This window comes from Aquidulcibacter paucihalophilus (genome assembly GCA_030285985.1).
GTDB lineage: Bacteria > Pseudomonadota > Alphaproteobacteria > Caulobacterales > Caulobacteraceae > Brevundimonas.
In genome coordinates this window covers 1,676,519-1,697,786 of record CP127384.1, presented here as the reverse complement: position 1 = coordinate 1,697,786, position 21,268 = coordinate 1,676,519, and the positions used below count along the sequence as shown (strand labels likewise).

The window sequence follows — 21,268 nt, the reverse complement described above, 5'->3', positions numbered from 1 at the left end:
ACCCCGTTTCTCATCCAGCCATAACGAGTGTCCTTGGTTGATCTGAGCCAAGATTGGTGGGGTTGGCAAGAGGCCGGCCTGCGCTGCCATTAACCGGCGCAGCAGACCGGCCGATCTGCGCGGTGAGCGCCCGGGCGTAGGCCTCCGGGGTCAGCCAGCTAAGCTTCGAGTGCGGCTGGGCTTCGTTATAGTCGCGCCGCCAGGCTTCTAGCCAAGGTGGATCTCCCGGAAGACGCCGCACCATTTCTCTCTTTTGCTGCAATCTCCAGAGGGTTTTCGTCGGCCTTCCAGCGATCCCATACCTCAGCCGCTGGGCCGCCGAATAATTGATCCGCCGCCGCTGCTTCATGACCCACGCTCCATCTCCGAAGAATGGTTAGCGTGTTGCGGTCACCGGTTGAGGCCACCACCCTTTGCCGACATCCAGAGAGTCTGCTTTCGGTGCGGTTAGAAACAGCCAGTCGATTTTCCTTGAGTTCACGAATCCGAGTCAGGTATTAGCTCGTGAATGGTCGCCCAGCCCTTACCCGAGAGCCGATCCGGCGGCTGAGCATCGTGCCACCGCCTCTCTCGAGCCTGAGGCGACATGACCCAGATTCCCCATCCGCATTTCCGGCCGCACCCTACTGAGGGCGTGCCCGGTCGCGACTGGTTCTATCCGTTGTCGGGGTGGCTGCTCAGTGCCTTGGTGAGTCTTGACGAAGACGCGCCTGGCACCCTGCTGTTCGCAACTAAATCCAAAAGTCTGTGGCGGAACGCCGTGGCAGTCGCACTGGCAACTGGAGCCCTCGACCACCCCAATACTTTCTTGCTCAGGGCCTACGGCAATCTCGATGAGGACCGGGCTGAGTCTGACCGTGCTCAGTTCGCCTTGGCAATCCAGAAGATGAAGCCTCAGCAGATCGTTGAGGCCGCTCTCGATGAGGTGCCGCCGTCTCTTTGTGGATCGTTGAGGAAGATCGGCTGGGAGCCTCTTTCGACGCCCGATGGATACCGCCGTCTGATCGAAATGCTGGGCTCCAAGACTGCCGAGGGACGGACTCGTCGTCGAGTGCTGGAGCAGATCAACGACTGCCGCTTGACCGACGACCCCGTGCTCCAAACTGTGCAGATTCTGGACCTCGCCATTCTCAGCCCGACCGTCGTCAGCCAAATCAGCAGCACTGCAGAATGTCACCGTCTCAACGCCAGACTGGGCCTGATCCGAAAGATGTGCAGCACGGCCAGTGACGCGGCCCTTAAAGAATCCGCCCACGCGTTGGGGACCCGGTTCAATGCAGGTCAGTTCGTTCGCTCGTGGCTCGGCAAGGCGGACCGGCTCGAACCGTTGGGACTGCCGATTGACCATGCACCGGGCATCATTCGGATAAGTCCGGAGCAAGCCGAAAAATGGGGTCGTCGCTATAGGAACTGCCTATCAGGATACTCTCACGAGATGGCGGCCGGGGCCTTGGCGTTCTTCGTGATTGAGAGCTTGGCGGTGATCGTAGTCCTGCGGCTCACAGATGTGGGCTGGATGCTCAATGGCGTCTATACCCACGCCAACGGCCGGGTGTCGCGAGAAGTCCTACAGGCGGTCAAGGAGTCGCTGACTCAACTGGGTGTCCTTTGCATTATTCCGGCGCGCCCCAAGGGTGACATCGCACTGGTGTCGGGGGCGTTCTCGCGGGTCGATGATCTTGAGTTCAGGTGGGAAGGAATGGACGAATTCGGTTGACGCCCAATCGCGGGCACCTGGCAGAGTCCGCAGTCAGCAGCTTCCGGTATCGGCCAGTTGGCGGGCTCGCTCATTTTCGCGAGCCCCATGGACCTCCCCCAAGACGCAGGCTCGACCCGACAATCCGAACACGACGAGTTCGGAATTCCAGGTCACCGTATCGTCCTCACGACGGGTCTTCATGCGAGCTATCGCGCCGTGGGGAACGAACCGTCCATTGATGACCCGGCCTCGCCATTCGACGGGCCAGATTGGCTCACGGTCTGCAGAGAAGAAGCCGATCATGGGATTTTCCGCACCGAACCCGAGGCTCAATCTTACGCCGTCACTGTAGCCAAGGAAGATTGCGATTCCGCCCTCACCCTCGCACCGGTAGCTCACCCAGTCCTGCCCCTCGGCCGCCCCGTCGTCCGTGTAGGTGCAGTCGTGCGGCCAGATCGACGAGAAGCGGCTCTCTATCCGACTGGCTTCTTGAGCTTGGACGGGACTCGCCAAGCCGACCAAAGATGCGGCGACCGCGACCCGTCCGAGGCTCGGAAGCGAAATCCACATGTCGTTGTTCCCCAGTCAGCTAAGGCCACCTACACCTTAACATTAGGCGATCAGGCCGCGCGGATAGTCGTTGCAAAAGCCGAGAACGTCCGTTTGGAAAGACGGGGATCAATCAAAGCCGGTTTCTTCACGGCCAGGGGATTTTGATCTGATCCATGGCGGTCTTCAGGGTCACCAGATCCACCCCGGCCCCGTATGCTCGCGCGACGCTGTTGCCTTGTTGATGGCCGGTCAGAAGGTCATGGACCTCCTCTTTGACCGGGCTCTGGCGGGCGGCGCGTTTGAAGGAGTGCCGGAAGGAGTGGAAGGTCAGCGAGGGGTCATCGATCCCCTCTCTCGCCGTCTCGGCATTCGCACGGCACCACAGCCCCCACCACTTGCTGAACTGCGACCCTCGTTTGCCCTGGCCATCTGTCGTCAGGTCAGCGAAAACATGTGTCTGTTGATCGGCGCGGGCCAGCATCCAATCGACGAAGCCCAAGCCATACAGTCCTTTGTGAACAGGGATGACACGCCGGGCGGACGCGTTCTTGACGCTTTCGGCTCCCTTGAGCGGGCGCTGGCGGAGATCGAACGCCAGTACATCGCGGTCGCCGATGATCTCCGACGTCTTGAGGGAGGCCAACTCTTCGAGTCGCATCCCGGTGTGGAGGGCCACTATCGGGAGCCAGTATTTCGCATCCTCAACCACGTTCTCGCCCGGCTCGTCGCGGTATCCTTTGTCGGCCGGACCAGAAAACCCCACGAAAAGCGGCCGGGTGAAGATGTAGTCGAGGTGGACTTCCGCATAGGGGTTTCGGTTGTTGGCTTCCTCGCCCGACGGCTTCTTCATCATGTAGGCGGCGGGGCTATGGGCGAGGAGTCGGCGCGATACGGCGAAGGCGAACATACCCTTGAAGACTACAGTCCAATTCCAGATCGTCTTGGTGTGGAGCCGAGCTTGATCGGTCCCCTCGTAGGCCGCGATCAAAGCAGCGAAGGGAACTTGTTCGTCTGACGGTTTCCTAGTCAGTGGGAACCGCTTCAACTCCATCAAGAACCGGTCCATGTCGAGCGGCTGAACGGTGGCGATGTCCACGTCGCCAAGGAATTCGATCAGGCGGCGGATATAGCCCTTCTGCCGGGCCTCGAGTGGCTTCACGCCGTCCCATGCATCGCGCAACTCGGACAATTTCATCCCGGCCAGGGTGGCCGGCGTGGACGGCCCAGGCGCCGGGATGAGCGGCGCATCCTGTTCCTCTGGCCAACCCGTTAGGTCAGTCGGGAATCGGGCCGTGAAAGTCTCGACGTCGTTCCAGGCCATCCGGAACCGCTCGCGTTCGTCGGTGCGACTGATGACGGGGTGCAGTGGCGTGACGCCAAGGACGGATGCCATGCGGGCGCTGAAGTCGGCGATCCGGTCGATGGTGGAGTAATGCTGGAGAGCGTAGCGCTGCTGCGACGTGGCGATGGGGTCGCGATTGTCTCGCTGACCGTTGTAGGTGTCATGATAGGCACGATCGATCTCACGGAAGCGCCAGTCCCGGATCAGTTCCTCTACCCTCCCCGGATTCAGGCGCTGATCCAGAGCAGGGGGTAAGGCCCTGCCCCGTGTTTCGGCAATCCTCGCATCGATCTCAGCCAGGATAGGCACGGCCCTTTCCTGCGCCTCGCGCTTGTTCGTGGTGTTTAGGGAGACCGTCTTGAACTCACCACTGACGCCGAACGCGGCTCGGCAATCAGCCGGAATTCGCTTCCTGACCTTGTAGGTTTTGCCAACCCTGACGACATTTTCCATAACGGCCATGTGTATCACCTATGTGCATCGGTGACATGGCCCTCAAACCCTTACGAGGCGGGCATCCTTTGCTCTGTCAGGGTTTCAGCGGACGATGGCTGGGGAACTAGGACTCGAACCTAGAATGACGGTACCAAAAACCGGAGTGTTACCATTACACCATTCCCCAGCAGGTCCGGCGCATCCGGGGCCGAAGCGCCGGAAGGCGGTCGAGATACGCGAAGGCCGCGGGCGATGCAAGAACCGCTTTCGAGACTATTTCACCGCACCGCAAAACGGCGCTTGCGGGCGGGAAAGGCCGTGGCTATAAGCCCCCTCCTCAAGTCGGAGTGTGGCTCAGCCTGGTAGAGCACTGCGTTCGGGACGCAGGGGTCGGAGGTTCGAATCCTCTCACTCCGACCATCTTTCTCCGGAAAGAAGAGACAGCCCTTCGGGGCCCGAGGTTTCCCGGCCTCAATCCCCCGCCTTCTCCGCCACCGCCTTCAGATGCGTGCCCACGGCCTCGATCGTGCGGCCGGCCAGCGCCTTGCGCCGGGCCAGAAGATCGGGCGAGCCGGCGTCATAGTCGGCCATCAGGCGACGCACGAAATCGCCGGACTGGACCTCCGCCAGCACCGTGTCCATCGCCGCCCGCGACGGTTCGCCGATGATGCGCGGGCCGGTCAGATAGGCCCCGTATTCGGCGGTGTTGGAGATGCGGGTGAAGGCCCCGGCAACGCCGCGCTCGTACATCAGGTCGGTGACCAGCTTGACCTCATAGAAGCACTCGAACCACGCCACCTCGGGCGGATAGCCGGCCTTGACCAGTTTCATGAAGGCGGCGTCGACCAGTTCAGCCACCCCGCCGCACAGCACCACCTGTTCGCCGAACAGGTCGCTCTCGCATTCGGCGGCGAAGGTGGTCTCGAGAATCCCCTTGCGGCCGCAACCCAGCGCCGCCGCATAGGACAGGCCCAGCCCATGGGCTCCGCCCGAGGCGTCCTGATGAACGCCGAACAGGCAGAAGACGCCCTGCCCTTCCTCATAGAGGTCGCGGATGCGCGGTCCGATGCCCTTGGGCGAGGCAAGAATGACGTCGAGATCGGGGCGCGGCTCGACCAGGCCGAATCGAACCGACAGGCCATGGGCGAAGATCAGCGCCGCGCCGGGCTTCATCGCCGGGGCCAGTTCGTCTCGCCACAGGTCGCGGTGGGCCTCGTCCGAGACCATGACGGCGACGACATCGGCCGAGGCGGCGGCCTCGCCCGCGGTCAGGACGTTAAAGCCGTCGGCCTCGGCCTTCGCGCGGGTCGCCGAGCCGGCCTTCAGGCCCACGACGATGTCGGTCACGCCCGAATCGCGCAGGTTCAGCGCGTGGGTCCGGCCCTGGCTGCCGTAGCCGATGACGGCGACCCGCTTGCCTCGAATGATCGAAAGATCGCAGTCGCGGTCATGGAAGACGGGGAGCGGCGCGGCTATTGGATCGGTCATGACCACAGACATAACGCCTTCCGCCGTCGTCGCCTTCTGGAAAGAGGCCGGCCCCGGCAAATGGTTCGCCAAGGATGACGCCTTCGACTCCCGCTTCCGGCGCGGTTTCGGGGACGCGCATTTCGCCGCCGCCCGTCGCGAGCTGGACCGATGGGCAGAGACGCCGGAGGGTTCGCTGGCCCTGCTCATCCTGCTGGACCAGTTTCCGCGCAATGTGTTCCGGGGCTCGGGGCATGCCTTCGCCACCGATCCGCTGGCGCGGATGGTCGCCCGCCGCGCGCTGGAAGCCGGGCACGACCGGCAGGTCGAGGGTGATATCCGCCGGTTCTTCTACCTGCCGTTCCAGCATTCCGAGGATCTCGCCGATCAGGACCGCCAGGTCGAACTGTTCCAGACCCGGATGGACCGCAAGCCGGACGACCACTGGGCCGGGCACCACCACGCCGTCATCGCCCGCTTCGGCCGCTTCCCGCACCGGAACGCAGCCCTGGGCCGGGAGACGACGCCGGAGGAGCGGGCCTTTCTGGATGAAGACGGGTTCCGCGGCTGACTCATGCACCGCTGCCGTGAATGCGAAACGGTCCTGCAGGAGGGACGCAACTGGCACGCCTCCTATGCGGCGCGGACCTACCGCCACTGCATGGACTGCGCGCGCGCCTATTCGCGGCGGCGCTATGGCCTGATCCAGCCCGGGGTGAAACGGCGCAAGCCGCTCGCCGCGGGCGCGGCCAAGCCCATCACGGTCAAGCGGGACTGGGCCGTGAAGAACCGCGCCAAACTTGCCCAGGCGCGCCGGGACAGAATGCGCGATTGATCCGCCCACAGGCCGGCACGTTTCTGTGAGCAAGCCGAGGTCACGCCTGCCAAGGCGAGCGAATCAGACGCACTGTGGCCGGATGAACGCCGTCGCCTCGCTCGCTGATCTCCACGCCCGCACCGGCGCCGTCGCGGCCGATCATCCGGAGTGGCAGTACCTCAACCTGCTGCGCGACATTCTCGACAACGGGAGCCGGCGCGACGACCGGACCGGCACGGGGACGCTCGGCGTGTTCGGTCGGCAGATGCGGTTCGACCTGTCCAGGGGCTTTCCGGTCCTGACGACCAAGAAGCTGCACCTCCGCTCAATCATCGTCGAACTGCTGTGGTTCCTGCGCGGCGAGACCAATATCGGCTGGCTGAAGGACAACGGCGTCAGCATCTGGAACGAATGGGCCGATGCCGAGGGCGAGCTGGGGCCGGTCTATGGCAAACAGTGGCGGTCGTGGGCCGCGCCGGACGGCCGGATGATCGACCAGATCACCAGACTGGTCGAGGGGCTGAAAACCAATCCCAACAGCCGCCGCCACATCGTCTCGGCCTGGAACCCGGCCGATGTCGACGACATGGCCCTGCCGCCCTGCCACTGCCTGTTCCAGTTCTTCGTCGCCGACGGCAAGCTGAGCTGCCAGCTGTACCAGCGGTCGGCCGACGTCTTCCTCGGCGTGCCGTTCAACATCGCCTCCTATGCGCTGCTGACCATGATGGTGGCCCAGGTCTGCGGGCTGAAGCCGGGCGAGTTCGTCCACACCTTCGGTGACGCCCACCTGTATCTGAACCACGTCGAACAGGCCGAGACCCAGCTGGCCCGCGCCCCCCTGCCCGCCCCGACCATGACCATCACCCCGCGCGACGACCTGTTCGCCTATACGCTCGAGGACTTCGTGCTCGAGGGCTATGAGCCCTGGCCGCATATCAAGGCGCCGGTCGCGGTCTGATGGGCCTCGACCTGAAGGGTCTGCAGGCCGACGTCCTGCGCATCTCCGACATCTATGCGCGCGAGCACAACATCGACCGCTCCGGCGACTGGGCCCTGCTGAAGGTGCAGGAGGAGCTGGGCGAGCTGACGGCCGAGCATCTGCGCATGAGCGGGCGGGCGCGCGGTGTCGCTGACGCCGGCAAGCTGGGCGACGAGGCGGCGGATGTGCTGGGGATGCTGCTGATCTATTGCGACCGTGCGGGCATCGACATCGAGGCGGCGATGCAGCGGAAATGGCTGCACTGGCTGGCGTCGGAAACCGCCGTTCCGCCAACCTAGCCTCACCTGAAGACTCGGCCCACGCTCCGGCTCGACCCCGCGCAAGGCGGGGCCGTAGCAACGGGGAGGTTGCCATGGTGAAGAAGCTTTCAGCCGAGTTCATCGGCACAATGGTGCTGGTTCTGTTCGGGTGCGGGGCGGCGGTGCTGGGGCCGGCCCCGTTTGACCAGCTGGCGGTGTCGATGGCCTTCGGCCTGGCCATCGTGGCCATGGCCTATGGCATCGGGCCGGTTTCGGGATGCCACGTCAATCCGGCGGTCAGTCTGGCGGCCTTCGTGGCCGGGCGGATGTCGCTGAAGGACATGGGGCTGTACTGGGTGGCGCAGATTCTCGGTGCCGTCGCGGGCGCGGCCATCCTCGGCCAGATCGCCCAGACGGGCTTTACGAACCTGGGGGCCAACGGCTTCGACACCGGATCGCCGGGCGGCTACGGCCTGCATGCGGCCCTGGTCTTCGAGGTCGTGGCAACGGCCATCTTCGTCATCGTCATCCTGGGGGTGACGGGGCCCAAGGGCCAGGGTGCCTTCGCGGGTCTGGCCATCGGCCTGACGCTGGCGGTGATCCATATCGTCGGCATCCAGGTGACCGGGGTGTCGGCCAATCCGGCCCGCAGCTTCGGTCCGGCCGTGCTGCAGGGCGGCGAGGCGCTGAGCCAGGTCTGGCTGTTCTTCGTCGCACCCGCCGTCGGTGCCGTGCTCGGGGCGCTGCTGTTCCGGTTCAAGGTGCTGGAACCCGACGCCTGACGCTGTAAGAACGGGCGGCGGCCGATCGGGCCGTCGCCTGTTTTTTCCGAGGTCCGCTTGGCCCTGCCCCAACTCGTTCTCGTCGTCGCCCGCGCCCGTAACGGCGTGATCGGACGGGACGGCGACCTGCCGTGGCGGCTGCGCAGCGACCTGCAGCGGTTCAAGGCCATCACTCTCGGCAAACCCTGCATCATGGGCCGCAAGACCTGGGAGAGCCTGCCGCTCAAGCCCCTGCCCGGCCGTCTGAACCTGATCCTTTCGCGCGACGAGTCGTTCACGGCGCGCGGTGCCGTGGTCTGTACGACGCTGGACGAGGCGGTAGAGATCGCGCGCGAGACGGCCGAGGATGACGGAATCGCGGAGATCTGCGTCATCGGCGGCGTGGCCCTGTTCGAAAAGGCCCTGCCGCGGGCGAAGCGCATCTATCTCACCGAGGTCGAGGCCGAGCCCGAGGGCGACGTGCTGTTCCCGGCGTTCGACGAGGGAGCATGGACGGAGGTATCCTCCGAGGCGCATCCGGCCGGAGAGAAGGACGACCACGGGTTCGTCTTCCGGGTTCTCGAAAGGAAATGACCATGCTGATCGTGACCACCAATGACGCGCCCGGCTATCGGGTGGTGAAGACCCTGGGCCTGGTGCGGGGCATCACGGTGCGTTCCCGCAACGCCATCAGCGACATGGTCGGCGGGCTGCAGTCGATGCTGGGCGGCCGGGTCGAGACCTATGTCAAACTGGCCGAGGCCTCGCGCGCGGAGGCCCTGCAGGAGATGGTCGAACACGCGCAGGCCATGGGCGCCAACGCCGTGATCGGCATGCGCTATGAGGCCAATGAGATCATGGAAGGCGTCACCGAGGTGCTGGCCTATGGCACGGCGGTGGTGGTGGAAGGGTGATTGGTGGTTCGTGATTGGTGATTGCCGGCTCACCTGCCGGTGATGAACGGCCCGCGCCGGTGATGCGCAAAACCACCAATCACCAATCACCCGCTTCAGCTGAGCGTCATCATCGCGGACCGCTCGAAATCCTTCAGCTCGTCCTGACGGCCGTCCCGGACCTTCACCACCCAGTTGGGATCGGCCAGAAGGGCGCGGCCGACGGCGATGAGGTCGAACTCGTCGCGCTCCATGCGCTGGATCAGGCCATCCAGTGAGGCCGGGCGGGACCCGGCCCCGCCAAAGGCCGCGATGAACTCGCCATCAAGGCCGACCGAGCCGACACTGATGGTCGGCTTGCCGGTGATGACCTTGGCCCAGCCCGCGAAATTCAGGTCCGATCCGTCGAACTCCGGCTCCCAGAAGCGGCGCTGGGAACAGTGGAACACGTCGACGCCGGCATCCGACAGCGGCAGCAGCCATTCGGCCATTTCGTCGGGGTTCAGGGCGATCTTGGCGTCGAAATCCTGCTGCTTCCACTGGGAAAGCCGGATGATCAGCGGAATGTCGGGCCCGAGTCCCTCGCGCACGGCCTTGACCACCTCGACCCCGAACCGGGCCCGCTCCGCGATCGAGGGGCCGCCCCAGCGGTCACCGCGGGCGTTGAGGCCGTTCCAGTAGAACTGGTCGATCAGATAGCCATGGGCCGAGTGGATCTCGGCGGCGTCAAAGCCCAGCTCACGCGAAGCCCGGGCGGACGCGCCGAAGGCGGCGATGGTGTCGGCGATGTCCTCTTCGGTCATCGGCTCGTATTTTTGCTTGCCCGGGCCGGTCAGGCCCGAGGGGCTGTCGACCTTGCCCAGGGGCTCCCAGTCGGCCCCCTGGCCCCGTGCAGCGCCGACATGCCAGAGTTGGGACGCGATCAGGCCACCGGCGGCGTGGACCTCTTCCACCACCTTCTTCCATTCCGGCAGGGCCTCGCCGTGGAAGACCGGCACCTTCGCGTCATTGCGCGCGGCGGGGCGTTCGACGACCGTGCCCTCGGTGATGATCAGGCCAACGTCACCCTCGGCGCGGCGGCGATAGTAGCCGGCCACATCCTCGGTCGGGATACCGCCCGGCGAGAAGGACCGCGTCATCGGGGCCATGACGATGCGGTTGGGCATCTTCAGGGACTTGACCTGGAAGGGACGGAACAGGGCGTCGACGGACATGGGCGGTTCTCGGGTGACTGGAACCGACAAGGTGGCGATCAGGGTTGCGTTTGAAAACCCTAAAGGCCGAGTTTTTCCACAAGCGCGGCCGCAAACCCCGCAAACCGGGTCGCGATCTCGCCGTCGGGGTCGCTGACCACGACCGGCACGCCGGCGTCGCCACCCTCGCGCAAGGCGGCGTCGAGTGGCAGGTCGCCGAGATAGGGCACGCCCAGCCGACGGGCCTCCGCCTCGGCCCCGCCGCGTCCGAAGACCGGTCCCGACATGTTCTCGACCAGGCCGAGGGTCGGCGTCTCGACCTTCTGGAACAGGGTGTGGGCGCGGCGGGCGTCGGCGAGCGCGACCTCCTGCGGGGTGGAGACGATGACGGCCCCGTCCAGCGGGGTCTTCTGCACCAGGGTCAGCTGGACGTCGCCCGTGCCGGGCGGCAGGTCGACGACGAGGATGTCGAGCGGCGCCTCCTCTGTCCCCCACCGGGTCTGGGTCAGCATCTGGGTCAGGGCCTGGGAGGCCATGGGACCCCGCCAGATCATGGCGTCGTCGGCCTTGGTCAGCAGGCCGACCGACATGGCCTTGAGGCCGTGGACGACGTGCGGCTCCATCATGGAGTCCCGGTATTCCGGCTTGCCGGACATGCCGAGCATGGTGGGCAGGGACGGGCCGTAGACATCCGCATCGAGCAGTCCGACCGACAGACCGCGCGCGGCAAGCGCCGCGGCCAGATTGACCGCGACGGTGGACTTGCCGACGCCGCCCTTGCCGCTGGCCACGGCGAGGACGCGACGGACGTGAGCGGGCCGGGCGGTGGCGACGGGCGCCTTGGGGCGGCCCTGATCGACCGCCTGGGGCGAAAGGGACGCGCGGCGCGGGGCAGCGGCGACGGTCTCGGCGGTCAGGACCACGGCGACGCGGGTCATGCCCGGCAAGGCTTTCAGCGCGGCCTCGGCGGCGTCGCGGACGGGGGCGTAGAGGGCGGCGTCGGAGGCTTTGACCTCAAGGGCGAAGCCGGCGCGATCATCCGCGACGACCAGCCCCTGCACCAGACCGGCTGCGACCAGCCCCTGCCCGCTCTTCGGGTCGATCACGGAGTCGAGGGCGGCGAGGACGGTTTCGCGGTCTGGCACGGAGGGATCCTGCGGGTTGCGGGGTCGGGTGGCGCGTTCTATCGCCGAACGCACCGTCCTGTCCGGTCGAAAATCCGAGTCCCCGTCTTGTCCGAGCCCCTGATCACCCTGCTGGCCGGCCCGACCGCCTCGGGCAAGTCGCGGCGCGCGCTGGACATGGCGCAGCGGACCGGGGCCGTGATCGTCAACGCCGACAGCCAGCAACTCTACGCCGATCTGCGCGTGCTGAGCGCCCGGCCTTCGGCCGGGGAAGAAGCACTGGCGGAGCACCGGCTGTATGGCGTGGCCGACGCCGCCGACGCCTGGTCGGTCGGGCGCTGGACCCGGACCGTCATGCCGGTGCTGGCGGAGTTGGCGGCCGAGGGGCGGCCGGCCCTGCTGGTGGGCGGGACAGGCTTGTATTTCACGGCCCTGACCACGGGGCTGGCGGACATTCCGGATGTGCCGGTCGGGGTGCGGGACGCGGCCGCGGCGGCCTTTGACGCCGATGGCGAGACGGCCTTCCGGCGATGGCTGGCCGAGGTCGATCCGGCGGCCGAGGCGCGCATCAAGGCGGGGGACCGCCAGCGCCTCACGCGGGCCTGGGCCGTCGCACAGCATACCGGGCGGGCACTCAGCGACTGGACGGCGGATACGACGCCCCTGCTGGCGCCGGGATCCTGGACCGGCCTGGTGATCGAGCCGGAGCGCGAGGCGTTGTACGCCAACTGCGACCTGCGGGTGGCGGATATGGTCGAGGCAGGCGCGCTGGACGAGGTCAGGGCGCTGATGGCGCGTGGGCTGGACCCCGCCCTGCCCGCGATGAAGGCCGTCGGGGTGCGTGAGTTCGCGGCCCATCTGACGGGCGAGACGACGCTGGCGGCCGCCGTCGAGGCGACGCGACAGGCCACGCGCAACTACGCCAAGCGGCAGCTGACCTGGTTCAGGAACCAGACGCCCGGATGGGCCCGGGTTTGACCGGACCAACGCCCCCTCGTCCACCCGCTGGGACGCCGGCCGGGACGGGTGTTATGCAAGGGCGGGTGCGGGGATCGCATCAGCCCGCGACGCGACCGGACCGATCCGGCGCGCGCGACGTTTCGAGAGAGCCCATGACCAGCCAGGTCGATTCCCTCATCCACCAGATCCGCGAGCTGGAGCATGAACTGGCGGCCGAATTCTCGCGGCAGCGGTCCGGCCTCCGCTTCGGGCTGGAGCACGGCCGGGCCCGGTTCGAGGAGGAGGCGGTGCGCCGACTGGAGGAACGCCGCGTCCATCTGTTGAAATACGTTCTCGGCGCGCCGGTGCTGTATGTGCTTTCGGCCCCGGTCATCTATTCGCTGATCCTGCCCTTCGTCGTCGTCGATCTTTGGGTGTCGATCTACCAGGCGGGCTGCTTCCGGGTCTACGGCATCCCGCAGGTGGCAAGGGGCCGCTACATGCTCTTCGACCGCACGGGCCTGCCGTATCTGAACGCGGTCGAGAAGCTGAACTGCGCCTTCTGCTCCTATGTGAACGGCGTCATCGCCTATGTCCGCGAGGTGGCGGCGCGCACCGAACAATTCTGGTGCCCGATCAAACACACCCGGCGGCTGCTGGGGGCGCATGGTCGCTATGCCGGATTCGACGATTTCGGCGACGGCGAGGGCTATCGCGCGGCGCTGGAGGCGTCTCGCCGTGCGCTGCGCGAAGCGGGCAAGGACTGATATCCGCGCCGCATACATCAGACCTTGGAAGGGGGCCGGTCAGGCCCTATATTGGTCTTGCCGGGGCTTGCTCCGGATATGGCGATAAACGCGCTTGTAATAAGCGGACCGGACCCGGGTGCGATTCCCGGCGGCTCCACCATTTCTTCCCCGCGTTATCGGCGGAGCGAGCATGGGGCCGACTAGCATCGACGGACGTGTAAAGAAGACTGCTTTCGCCCGTCCTGGCCCACCGTATCGGGCCATTTTCTAACTGCGAACGATAACTTCGCTGGAGAAGTCGCTCTCGCCGCATAAGCGGTTCGGGTGATTTCGAACACTTAAGTCCTCAGGGATCAGTTCCTGGGGCGGGGCCCGGAGGGCGCCTGCCAACAGAAGCCCTCCACCTACCTCCAGTGACGCGCCCTCCTGTTGCTTTTGGAAGATGTGGGGGGCCCGCCAACAGAACCCCTGGCACTTTCCGGAAAATCAGCAGGTCTGGCGTCGGAATCCCGTCGTTTTCACCCTGTCGCCACCTTTCGCCGGCCGTCGCGCACAGCTATCAGTTCGCGCGAACAACCGAGGCGACCCATGGCCGAAGAGACGCCCCCGATCGACGAGATGCACTATGAGCAACTGGCTCAGGATGCATTGCGAGGCGTCATCCGCTCGGCGCTGGAACGGGCCGCCCTGCCCGACGGCATTCCGGGCGCGCACCATTTCTATGTCACGTTCAAGACCCGCGCGCCGGGCGTGAGCGTGCCGCCCGACATCCTGGCCAAATACCCCGACGAGATGACGGTCGTCCTGCAGCACCAGTACTGGGACCTGAAGGTCGAACAGGCGCGATTCTCGGTCATGCTGAAATTCGGCGGCATGCCGAAAGTCCTGGCCATGCCCTACACCGCCGTGACCCGCTTCTATGATCCGTCGGTGCAGTTCCTGCTGCAGTTCGAGGCCCCGACCACGGTCGAGGAAATTGCCGCCGAGGTGGCCGCTTCCGAGCCCGCCCGCGCACCCGTGCACACCTGTGATGACGACGGCCCCAAGGTCGTGTCGCTGGACCAGTTCCGGAAGAAGTAGGGTCTTTCCCTCGCCGCGCCTTCGGTTAGTCTCAGCCCCGGCTTGAGCTTGGGGGAGCGCATGGGTCGGGGTCTGATCATTGTTCTGGCGATGGTGCTGGGCCTTGCCGCATCCGCGCACGCCCAGACCGCCGCGCCTGTCAGCCGGTTCGCCAACTGGACCTCGGCGATCGTTGCGGCGGACTGGCGCGACGGCGCCGACCGGCCGATCCAGGCTTTCGACAACGCCCGTCGGGATCTTGTGACGGGCTTCCTCGCCGCCGGATTTCCTCGCAGCAATATGGTCGACTACAGCCTGCGCCCGGATGTCCCGCAGCCGGTGTCTGCTTCGACCGTGCTGGAAGGGATCAATGCGGCGGCGGCGCGGGGGACCTCGGGCTGTCTGCTGTATTTCACCTCGCACGGCGTGCCGAACGCGATGGTGTTTGGTGAGGCGCCGCGCATGACGCCTGACATGATGGCCAATATCGTGCGCTCGGCGTGCGGGACACGGCCGACGGTGGTGATCGTCTCCGCCTGCTATTCCGGAATCTTCATCAACGCCCTGTCGGCGCCGAACCGCATGGTTCTGACGGCCGCCAGCCGCGAGCGGACGTCGTTCGGCTGCGGCGCGGATGAGACCTATCCCTGGTTCGACGGCTGTATCCTTGAGACCTTGCCGACGGCGACCGACTTTCTGGCCCTGGCGGCGGGAGCCCGCGCCTGTGTGACCCGCAAGGAGACCGAGCGCGGCGTGCGGCTGCCTTCAGAGCCGCAGCTGTTTGTCGGCGCGGAGATGCAGTTGCGGCTGCCGACACTGCGTTTCAACCGTCCTGCGCCGTCCTAGGTCTGACGCGGGAACACCCGGATGGTGATCCGCTCGCGCTCGCCCTCGCGACGTTCGACCAGCAGCCGGGCGACCTGGGCGTCGTCGTGGAACAGATAGCCCTTGATGGCGTCCAGCAGGGCCTTGGCCAGATTGTCGAGGTCCATCCACGGCGGATCGCCCACGTGCTCCATCAGGATCTCGACGGTGTAGTCGCCGTATGACGGGCGCGAGGACCACTCCTTGCGCATGAACTCATAGACGAGCGGCTTGTAGTATTTGGCCTGGGTGGTCAGGCCGTCGATGGTCAGCTCGACCGTGTCGCCGGTCTCGCGGGCGCGGACCTTGCCTGTGCCGATCCAGCCGGGCGTCACGGTCGGCACAGGTTTGGAAACGGGGTGGTCAGTTCGACTTTGAGGATCATGACCGGCGTGTCGATGACCTCGTCCGTGGCGGGCAGTGCCTGAATGGCGCGCACGACCGCCATACCGCCGGCGACAAATCCAAAGGCCGCGAAGCCCTGCCCATCCGGGTTTCGGGCACCGCCGAAATCCAGCGCCGGGGCGTCGTCTACCACAATGAAGAAGCTGGAGGTCGCACTGTCGGGCGCGTCGCGCGCCATGGAGATGGTCCCGACCCTGTGAGTCAGGCCTGTGTCCCGCGTGCGCTCGAGCGGGATAGGGCCGAAACCGGCGTCGTCGCTGCCTGCAGGGGTCGCGGCCTGGATGACATCAATCGGGTTGGGGTTGTCATTGGTCCGGGCCACCACGGTGCGAAAGAAGCGGCCGCCGACGTAGTGGCCCGCCTCAACGTACCGGAGGAAATTGCAGACCGTGACGGGCGCCTGATAGATATTCAAACCCAGACCGATGTCGCCATGGCTGGTGCGGATGACGACCATAGGAATCGGATTTGGCGGCGGCGGAGTCTGGGCCACTGCCGCGGTAGCGCCGATCAACAGGGTGAGCGACAGGAGGACCGCACCCGTCCGCCGGATCAACGTTGCCATGCCCCTGCTCTCCCTGTTCAACCGCTTGTTCGGCCCATAGCCCGTGCTACACCCCGCGCGCACCGAGAGCCAAGCCGAAGAGCCCAGACCCATGACCACCCACCGCACTGAAACCGACACCTTCGGCCCCATCGAGGTCGCCTCGGATCGCTACTGGGGTGCCCAGGCGCAGCGGTCGCTGGGCAATTTCAGGATCGGCTGGGAGAAACAGCCCCTGCCGATCGTCCGGGCGCTCGGCATCGTCAAGCGGGCGGCCGCTGAAACGAACATGGCGCTGGGCAAGCTGGACCCGAAACTGGGCGAGACCATCATCGCGGCGGCCAATGAGGTCATCGACGGCAAGCTCAACGACCATTTCCCGCTGGTCGTCTGGCAGACCGGCTCGGGCACCCAGTCGAACATGAACGCCAATGAGGTGATCTCGAATCGGGCGATCGAAATGCTGGGCGGGGAGATGGGCTCCAAGAAGCCGGTCCATCCGAACGACCACGTCAATATGAGCCAGTCGTCGAACGACACCTTCCCGACGGCCATGCACGTCGCCTGCGCGGAGCAGGTGGTCAACGACCTGCTGCCCGCCCTGAAGCATCTGCACGCGGCGCTGGACGCCAAGGCGAAGGCCTGGGACCACATCATCAAGATCGGCCGGACGCATACCCAGGACGCCACGCCGCTCACCCTCGGTCAGGAGTTCGGCGGCTATGCCCAGCAGGTCGCCAACGGCATCGAGCGGATCGAGCAGACCCTGCCGAAACTGATGGAACTGGCCCAGGGCGGCACCGCCGTCGGCACCGGGCTGAACGCTCCGATCGGCTTTGCCGAACAGGTGGCCGAGCGGATCGCCGCCATCACCGGCCTGGCCTTCACCACGGCGCCGAACAAGTTCGAGGCCCTGGCCGCGCATGACGCCATGGTCTTCAGCCACGGGGCCATCAACACGGTGGCCGCCAGCCTGTTCAAGATCGCCAATGACATCCGCTTCCTCGGTTCAGGCCCGCGCTCGGGCCTCGGGGAACTGGCGCTGCCGGAGAATGAACCGGGCAGTTCGATCATGCCGGGCAAGGTCAATCCGACCCAGTCGGAAGCCCTGACGCAGGTCTGCGTCCAGGTGTTCGGCAACCACGCCGCCGTGACCTTCGCCGGCTCGCAGGGGCATTTCGAGCTGAACGTCTTCAACCCGGTGATGGCCTACAACTTCCTGCAGTCGGTCCGGCTGATGGCCGACGCCGCGGTGTCCTTCACCGACAACTGCGTGGTCGGGATCGAGCCGCGCGAGGACAACATCAAGCGCGGTCTGGACAACTCGCTGATGCTGGTGACGGCGCTGAACGGCAAGCTGGGCTATGACGCCTGCGCCAAGATCGCCAAGACCGCGCACAAGAACGGCACGACCCTGCGCGAGGAAGCCGTCGGCGGCGGCTATCTGACCGACGCCGAGTTCGACGAGGCCGTGCGGCCCGAGAAGATGATCTCGCCGGGGTGACATGACCGCCCTCACCCGTCCCTACTGGATCGAGGCGCAGTTCGAGCGGCGCGAGGGGTGGGATGACTCGGTCTATCCGTTCAACCTGGCGGCGGTGCGGACGCTGCACAGTCTGGCGTTCCACCCCAATGTGACCTTCCTGGTCGGAGAGAACGGCTCGGGCAAGTCGACCCTGATAGAGGCGCTGGCGGTGGCCTGGGGGTTCAACGCCGAGGGCGGCGGGCGGGAGCACCGGTTCGAGACCCGCGCCTCGCATTCGCCGCTGCACCGGTTCGTGCGGCCGATCAGATCGCCGCAGAGGCTGCAGGACGGCTTCTTCCTCAGGGCCGAGAGCTTCTTCACCACGGCCAGTTATCTGGAGTCCGTCGGTGGCCGTCGATACGGAGGCGCATCCCTGCACGAACAGTCGCATGGCGAGAGCTTCTTCGCCCTGTTCGAGAACCGGTTCGTCGGCGACGGCCTCTATATTCTCGACGAGCCCGAGGCGGCGCTGTCGCCGTCCCGGCAGCTGTCCTTCCTCGCCAAGATGCACGAGCTGGTTCTGGCGCGGTCACAGCTGATCATCGCCACACATTCACCGATCATCCTCGGCTATCCGAACGCGTGGATTTACCAGGTGTCCGAACACGGGGTGGACCGCGTCGACTACGAGGACACGGACCACTATCAGGTCACGCGCAATTTCCTGACCCGGCGCGAGATGATGCTGGACGTCCTGCTGTCCGAGGACTGATCAGGGCTTGTCGCGGATTGTCCGGCCGATCGGTGCCAGGGCCAGCTTGGCCAGTTCCAGATCCTTCAGGGCGAAGGGGATGCCGATGATGGTGACGAACTCGGCGACGGCGATCAGCAGGTGCGACAGGGCGATGTACCAGCCGGCGAAGATGAACCAGATGATGTTCAGGACGAGGCCCAGCGGGCCCGTGCCGACGTCGACCTGGCCCATTTCGTCGCGCCAGACCACTTCACGGCCAAAGGGCCAGAAGGAGTAGCTGGCGATCCGCCAGGCGGCGAACGTCCAGGGCAGGCCGACGATGGTCAGGGCCAGGATCGCGCCGCCGAACAGCCAGAGCAGACCGGACAGCCAGCCGCCGAAAACGAACCAGAGCAGGTTGAGGATCAGGCGGATCAAGGGCGTCATTCCGTGCACGTCGCGAGCCGACGCAGGACTCACATAGGTCGAAGGCCCCGCCTGCGACAGCGGGGCCTTCGTGAATTCGCAGTAAGCTGCCGACGGGCCTGGTGCGGTTTCCCGGTCCAGCGGGCCTTCGCCTCGTCCTTCGTCACATTGAGATGGACGTGTTCGTCAACATGATGAACCCAGCGGACGGGGATCATGTGGTGTTTGAAGCCGCCGGCGAGATCGAGCTTGGCCAGTTCGATCTGGTCGCCGACGACGTGGTCGACGCGACCGACATGCTCGCCGTCGGAACCGACAATTTCAAGGTGTTCGCGGATTTGGGACGGGTCTACCATACGGACTCCTGCCGGTTGCTACGGGCGAGGAAAACCGCCTGACCGCGGGTCAGGTTGCATACGGCGGAGGTCGGCATGGGCGAGGTGGTCAATCTGAACCGGGTGCGCAAGGACCGGGCGAAGGCCGCGGCGAAGGCAACGGCCAGTGCCAACCGCGCCGCCCACGGGCGGACGAAGGCCGACCGGACCCGGGCCGAGACGGAGCGCGAGCGCGCCGCGCGTCTTCTCGATGGATCGAAGCTGGAGGACTGAACATGGCTGACCCGCGTCAGGACCCCCGCATCAAACACGGCCTCATCCCCGTGCTCGTCGCCATGCGGGTCACGGCCGAACGGAAGCGTCGGGAGGCCGAGGCGGCGAAGAAGGCCGGAGCCGCGCCGGAGAAGCCGAAGAAGAAGCGCGGCTGGTTCGGCTAGGTCGAGACCTTCGGGGCGCGGATCATCAGGGCCTGCCCCGACAACACCAGCAGCAGGCCGGCCAGGGCTGACCAGCCGAAATGGGCACCCTCAAACAGCACCGAAACGAGCATGGCGACGGGCGGTGTCAGGGCCGAGACGTAGCTGGCCATGGCGTAGCCGATCGTCCGCGCGATGGTGAAATACAGGCCGAAGGCGATCACCGAGCCGAACACCGACAGATAGAGCAGGGATCCGACATAGGTGAAGGTCGGATCGAGGGTGAACTCCACACCCGTGGCGAGGCCGTAGAGCGCCAGAAGGCCCGTGCCATAGGCCATGGCCCAGGCGGTCGAGGGGATGGCCGTCGAGCCGTGTTGCTGGCCCTTCCAGGCGAAGAAATTGCCGAAGGCCGAGGCGGTGACCGCGACCAGGGCAAGGCCCACGCCGAGCGCCGCGCCGCGGTCAAACCCCGCGCTGAGGACCTCGCTGCCCGACAGAACCACAACCCCGACCACGCCGAGAATGGCTCCGCCCCAAGAGGCGGCCGCCGCCTTCTGACCCGCGGCCAGCCGGAACAGCACCAGATTGATGAAGGTCAGGGAGGCGAAGGTGACGGCGACGATGGCCGAGGCGACGTGCGCCTCCGAGGCATAGGTGAAGCTGTAGCTGATCGAAAAGGCGAAGGCGCCCTGCCCCAGGGCGGCCAGATGCTGGGCCCGGGTCAGCCGCAGGTTCTGGCGGGCGATCAGGCAGCCGATGAACAGCAGCGCCGAGGCGAGACCGAAGCGCCAGACGATCGACGCCAGCGGCGGCACGGTCCCGAGCTGAAGGGTGATAGCGTACCAGGTCGTGCCCCAGATCATGGCGCAGATCAGGACCCCGCCGATCCCCAGCAGGGTGGCCCGCGAGAGCGGCGGCCGGACCGCGGGGGGAAGGGAATCGGGGGAGGTCACGCACGGCAAGTGGAGGATGGCGACCGGCGGAGCAAGCAGGGTTTTCGGCCGGGCGACACAAGGCGGGCTTATGGCGGCCGAAAGCCGCCGTCAGCCTCGCAGCTTCAGCCCGGCGCGAACCTCGGCCGGCACGGCCTGGTAGACATCGGCCGGGCGGATGTTGAGGCGAGCGCGGACCGCCTCAAGCGGTTGCTCGAACAGGACTTCATAGTCCAGCGCCGGGAGCCAGCGGGCGGCCTTGCCGTTGCGGTACGCCTGCCAGACAGCCCGGCGCGCGGGCACGGAGCGAACCTCGCGCTGGACCTCGCGGGCCGCGGCCCAGCCGATGAAGGCGAAGCCCAGGTTGCGGGTCTGGGCATAGGAGAAGGAGACGACGCAGGCCTCGCCCAGGGCATCGGTGCCGTAGCCCGTGAGAACATGCCAGACGTCGTGGACGTCCCGGATTCGCCGGGAGTACCAGATCACCGGGTGCTGGGCGTCGACCAGCGGTGCCACCTTGCGGGCCTCGTCGGCCAGACCCTCGGCCGTGAAGCCACGGGCTTCGCGAAACTCCCGATAGGCCGCGCCGACGGTCCCCGGACCGAACCGCGCCAGCCAGACCGGATCGTCCAGCTTGTGTGCCAGTTCCTCGCGCAGGAAGGCCTGACGGCCGCCCTCGAAGGTTTTCAGCATCCGATTGTAGCCCCGACCGATCGAGCGCCCGGACAGGGCCCGCATGATCTCGAACACCTGGCTGGTGTCTTCCTTGTTGCGGGCCAGTCTGCGGAAGGCGCGGAATGCCTTCAGCGGCTCGAGACGCTGGGGACGCAGACGGTCGAACTCGTTGAAATCGGCGGTGGCGGTCATGGACAGGCC

The 21,268-nt window shown here is 66.1% G+C and carries 27 protein-coding genes, 2 tRNA genes, 1 other RNA gene and 1 pseudogene; 18 read left to right on the top strand and 13 right to left on the bottom strand.

Annotated features, from left to right (window positions below; translation table 11 throughout):
* Window positions 1–10: 10 nt before the first annotated feature.
* Window positions 11–200, bottom strand: a pseudogene (locus KB221_08210) (hypothetical protein).
* A gap of 386 nt (window positions 201–586) precedes the next feature.
* On the opposite strand from KB221_08210, the gene KB221_08205 reads away from it, so the two are divergent.
* Entirely contained in the window at window positions 587–1,717 is a 1,131-nt protein-coding gene (locus KB221_08205) for a hypothetical protein (protein ID WIY68092.1), read from the top strand.
* Between the two features lie 33 nt (window positions 1,718–1,750).
* Here KB221_08205 and KB221_08200 read toward each other — a convergent pair whose 3' ends face one another.
* The 3 genes from KB221_08200 to KB221_08190 all read right to left on the bottom strand — a co-directional run bounded on the left by KB221_08200 (window position 1,751) and on the right by KB221_08190 (window position 4,215).
* Window positions 1,751–2,269 carry a hypothetical protein gene (locus KB221_08200; GenBank protein ID WIY68091.1) on the bottom strand — a complete coding sequence of 173 codons (519 nt, stop codon included), beginning with the start codon at window positions 2,267–2,269 and terminating at the stop codon, window positions 1,751–1,753.
* Window positions 2,270–2,396: 127 nt separating this feature from the next.
* A complete protein-coding gene (locus tag KB221_08195) occupies window positions 2,397–4,055 on the bottom strand; it encodes a site-specific integrase (GenBank protein ID WIY68090.1) in 1,659 nt (552 codons plus the stop codon).
* An 86-nt stretch (window positions 4,056–4,141) separates the two neighbouring features.
* Window positions 4,142–4,215 (bottom strand) — tRNA-Gln (locus KB221_08190).
* Between the two features lie 156 nt (window positions 4,216–4,371).
* Between KB221_08190 and KB221_08185 the strand changes: the two genes are divergently transcribed.
* Window positions 4,372–4,448: transfer RNA gene (locus tag KB221_08185), tRNA-Pro, on the top strand.
* A 51-nt stretch (window positions 4,449–4,499) separates the two neighbouring features.
* Here the strand turns inward: KB221_08185 and ilvC are convergent.
* Window positions 4,500–5,516, bottom strand: coding sequence for a ketol-acid reductoisomerase (ilvC, locus tag KB221_08180; GenBank protein ID WIY68089.1), 1,017 nt, complete (start codon window positions 5,514–5,516; stop codon window positions 4,500–4,502).
* Here ilvC and KB221_08175 point away from each other — a divergent pair.
* The 7 genes from KB221_08175 (at window position 5,515) to KB221_08145 (ending at window position 9,226) form a co-directional block, all read left to right on the top strand.
* On the top strand, window positions 5,515–6,066 hold the full coding sequence (locus tag KB221_08175; protein WIY68088.1) for a DUF924 family protein: 552 nt from the start codon (window positions 5,515–5,517) through the stop codon (window positions 6,064–6,066). The genes ilvC and KB221_08175 overlap by 2 nt on opposite strands.
* 3 nt (window positions 6,067–6,069) lie before the next feature.
* Complete coding sequence (locus tag KB221_08170) at window positions 6,070–6,330, top strand: hypothetical protein (GenBank protein WIY68087.1); 261 nt, start codon at window positions 6,070–6,072, stop codon at window positions 6,328–6,330.
* 82 nt (window positions 6,331–6,412) lie between these two features.
* Complete coding sequence (locus KB221_08165; GenBank protein ID WIY68086.1) at window positions 6,413–7,270, top strand: thymidylate synthase; 858 nt, start codon at window positions 6,413–6,415, stop codon at window positions 7,268–7,270.
* The gene (locus tag KB221_08160) at window positions 7,270–7,590 is read left to right on the top strand and encodes a phosphoribosyl-ATP pyrophosphohydrolase (GenBank protein ID WIY68085.1); all 321 of its coding nucleotides are present in this window, start codon (window positions 7,270–7,272) and stop codon (window positions 7,588–7,590) included. Before KB221_08165 ends, KB221_08160 begins: the two co-directional genes overlap by 1 nt.
* A 74-nt stretch (window positions 7,591–7,664) precedes the next feature.
* Window positions 7,665–8,333 carry an aquaporin gene (locus tag KB221_08155; protein WIY68084.1) on the top strand — a complete coding sequence of 223 codons (669 nt, stop codon included), beginning with the start codon at window positions 7,665–7,667 and terminating at the stop codon, window positions 8,331–8,333.
* 57 nt (window positions 8,334–8,390) lie between these two features.
* Window positions 8,391–8,906, top strand: a complete 516-nt coding sequence (locus tag KB221_08150) for a dihydrofolate reductase (GenBank protein WIY68083.1) — start codon at window positions 8,391–8,393, stop codon at window positions 8,904–8,906.
* A gap of 2 nt (window positions 8,907–8,908) precedes the next feature.
* Window positions 8,909–9,226 (top strand): YbjQ family protein, encoded by a 318-nt coding sequence (locus KB221_08145; GenBank protein ID WIY68082.1) that lies wholly within the window; start codon window positions 8,909–8,911, stop codon window positions 9,224–9,226.
* 95 nt (window positions 9,227–9,321) lie between these two features.
* Here the strand turns inward: KB221_08145 and KB221_08140 are convergent, their stop codons facing one another.
* Window positions 9,322–10,419, bottom strand: a complete 1,098-nt coding sequence (locus KB221_08140) for an NADH:flavin oxidoreductase (GenBank protein WIY68081.1) — start codon at window positions 10,417–10,419, stop codon at window positions 9,322–9,324.
* Between the two features lie 59 nt (window positions 10,420–10,478).
* Window positions 10,479–11,543, bottom strand: coding sequence for an Mrp/NBP35 family ATP-binding protein (locus KB221_08135; protein WIY68080.1), 1,065 nt, complete (start codon window positions 11,541–11,543; stop codon window positions 10,479–10,481).
* A gap of 87 nt (window positions 11,544–11,630) precedes the next feature.
* On the opposite strand from KB221_08135, the gene miaA reads away from it, so the two are divergent.
* The 5 genes from miaA (at window position 11,631) to KB221_08110 (ending at window position 15,115) form a co-directional block, all read left to right on the top strand.
* Window positions 11,631–12,500 (top strand): tRNA (adenosine(37)-N6)-dimethylallyltransferase MiaA, encoded by an 870-nt coding sequence (miaA, locus tag KB221_08130; GenBank protein ID WIY68079.1) that lies wholly within the window; start codon window positions 11,631–11,633, stop codon window positions 12,498–12,500.
* A gap of 134 nt (window positions 12,501–12,634) precedes the next feature.
* The gene (locus tag KB221_08125; protein ID WIY68078.1) at window positions 12,635–13,228 is read left to right on the top strand and encodes a hypothetical protein; all 594 of its coding nucleotides are present in this window, start codon (window positions 12,635–12,637) and stop codon (window positions 13,226–13,228) included.
* Between the two features lie 20 nt (window positions 13,229–13,248).
* Window positions 13,249–13,615: a transfer-messenger RNA gene (ssrA, locus tag KB221_08120) on the top strand.
* Window positions 13,616–13,798: 183 nt separating this feature from the next.
* Window positions 13,799–14,290 (top strand): ClpXP protease specificity-enhancing factor SspB, encoded by a 492-nt coding sequence (locus tag KB221_08115; protein WIY68077.1) that lies wholly within the window; start codon window positions 13,799–13,801, stop codon window positions 14,288–14,290.
* A gap of 60 nt (window positions 14,291–14,350) precedes the next feature.
* Complete coding sequence (locus KB221_08110) at window positions 14,351–15,115, top strand: C13 family peptidase (GenBank protein ID WIY68076.1); 765 nt, start codon at window positions 14,351–14,353, stop codon at window positions 15,113–15,115.
* Here the strand turns inward: KB221_08110 and KB221_08105 are convergent.
* The gene (locus tag KB221_08105; protein ID WIY68075.1) at window positions 15,112–15,477 is read right to left on the bottom strand and encodes a RusA family crossover junction endodeoxyribonuclease; all 366 of its coding nucleotides are present in this window, start codon (window positions 15,475–15,477) and stop codon (window positions 15,112–15,114) included. The two genes, KB221_08110 and KB221_08105, sit on opposite strands and share 4 nt — an antisense overlap.
* Window positions 15,465–16,103: a peptidylprolyl isomerase gene (locus KB221_08100; GenBank protein WIY68074.1), complete on the bottom strand. Its 639-nt coding sequence runs from the start codon at window positions 16,101–16,103 to the stop codon at window positions 15,465–15,467. The genes KB221_08105 and KB221_08100 overlap by 13 nt, the downstream gene beginning before the upstream one ends.
* A gap of 91 nt (window positions 16,104–16,194) precedes the next feature.
* Between KB221_08100 and fumC the strand changes: the two genes are divergently transcribed.
* Both fumC and KB221_08090 read left to right on the top strand, forming a co-directional pair.
* Complete coding sequence (gene fumC, locus KB221_08095; protein ID WIY68073.1) at window positions 16,195–17,586, top strand: class II fumarate hydratase; 1,392 nt, start codon at window positions 16,195–16,197, stop codon at window positions 17,584–17,586.
* A gap of 1 nt (window position 17,587) precedes the next feature.
* On the top strand, window positions 17,588–18,319 hold the full coding sequence (locus tag KB221_08090) for an AAA family ATPase (GenBank protein WIY68072.1): 732 nt from the start codon (window positions 17,588–17,590) through the stop codon (window positions 18,317–18,319).
* Here the strand turns inward: KB221_08090 and KB221_08085 are convergent, their stop codons facing one another.
* A complete protein-coding gene (locus KB221_08085; protein WIY68071.1) occupies window positions 18,320–18,718 on the bottom strand; it encodes a YccF domain-containing protein in 399 nt (132 codons plus the stop codon). It lies immediately after the preceding gene.
* Between the two features lie 38 nt (window positions 18,719–18,756).
* Entirely contained in the window at window positions 18,757–19,062 is a 306-nt protein-coding gene (locus KB221_08080; GenBank protein ID WIY68070.1) for a DUF2171 domain-containing protein, read from the bottom strand.
* Between the two features lie 75 nt (window positions 19,063–19,137).
* On the opposite strand from KB221_08080, the gene KB221_08075 reads away from it, so the two are divergent.
* Both KB221_08075 and KB221_08070 read left to right on the top strand, forming a co-directional pair.
* Window positions 19,138–19,314, top strand: a complete 177-nt coding sequence (locus tag KB221_08075; GenBank protein ID WIY68069.1) for a DUF4169 family protein — start codon at window positions 19,138–19,140, stop codon at window positions 19,312–19,314.
* 2 nt (window positions 19,315–19,316) lie between these two features.
* The gene (locus tag KB221_08070) at window positions 19,317–19,478 is read left to right on the top strand and encodes a hypothetical protein (GenBank protein WIY68068.1); all 162 of its coding nucleotides are present in this window, start codon (window positions 19,317–19,319) and stop codon (window positions 19,476–19,478) included.
* Here KB221_08070 and KB221_08065 read toward each other — a convergent pair.
* Window positions 19,475–20,413 carry an EamA family transporter gene (locus tag KB221_08065; protein WIY68067.1) on the bottom strand — a complete coding sequence of 313 codons (939 nt, stop codon included), beginning with the start codon at window positions 20,411–20,413 and terminating at the stop codon, window positions 19,475–19,477. The genes KB221_08070 and KB221_08065 overlap by 4 nt on opposite strands.
* 90 nt (window positions 20,414–20,503) lie before the next feature.
* Window positions 20,504–21,259, bottom strand: coding sequence for a Coq4 family protein (locus KB221_08060; GenBank protein ID WIY68066.1), 756 nt, complete (start codon window positions 21,257–21,259; stop codon window positions 20,504–20,506).
* Between the last annotated feature and the right edge of the window lie 9 nt (window positions 21,260–21,268).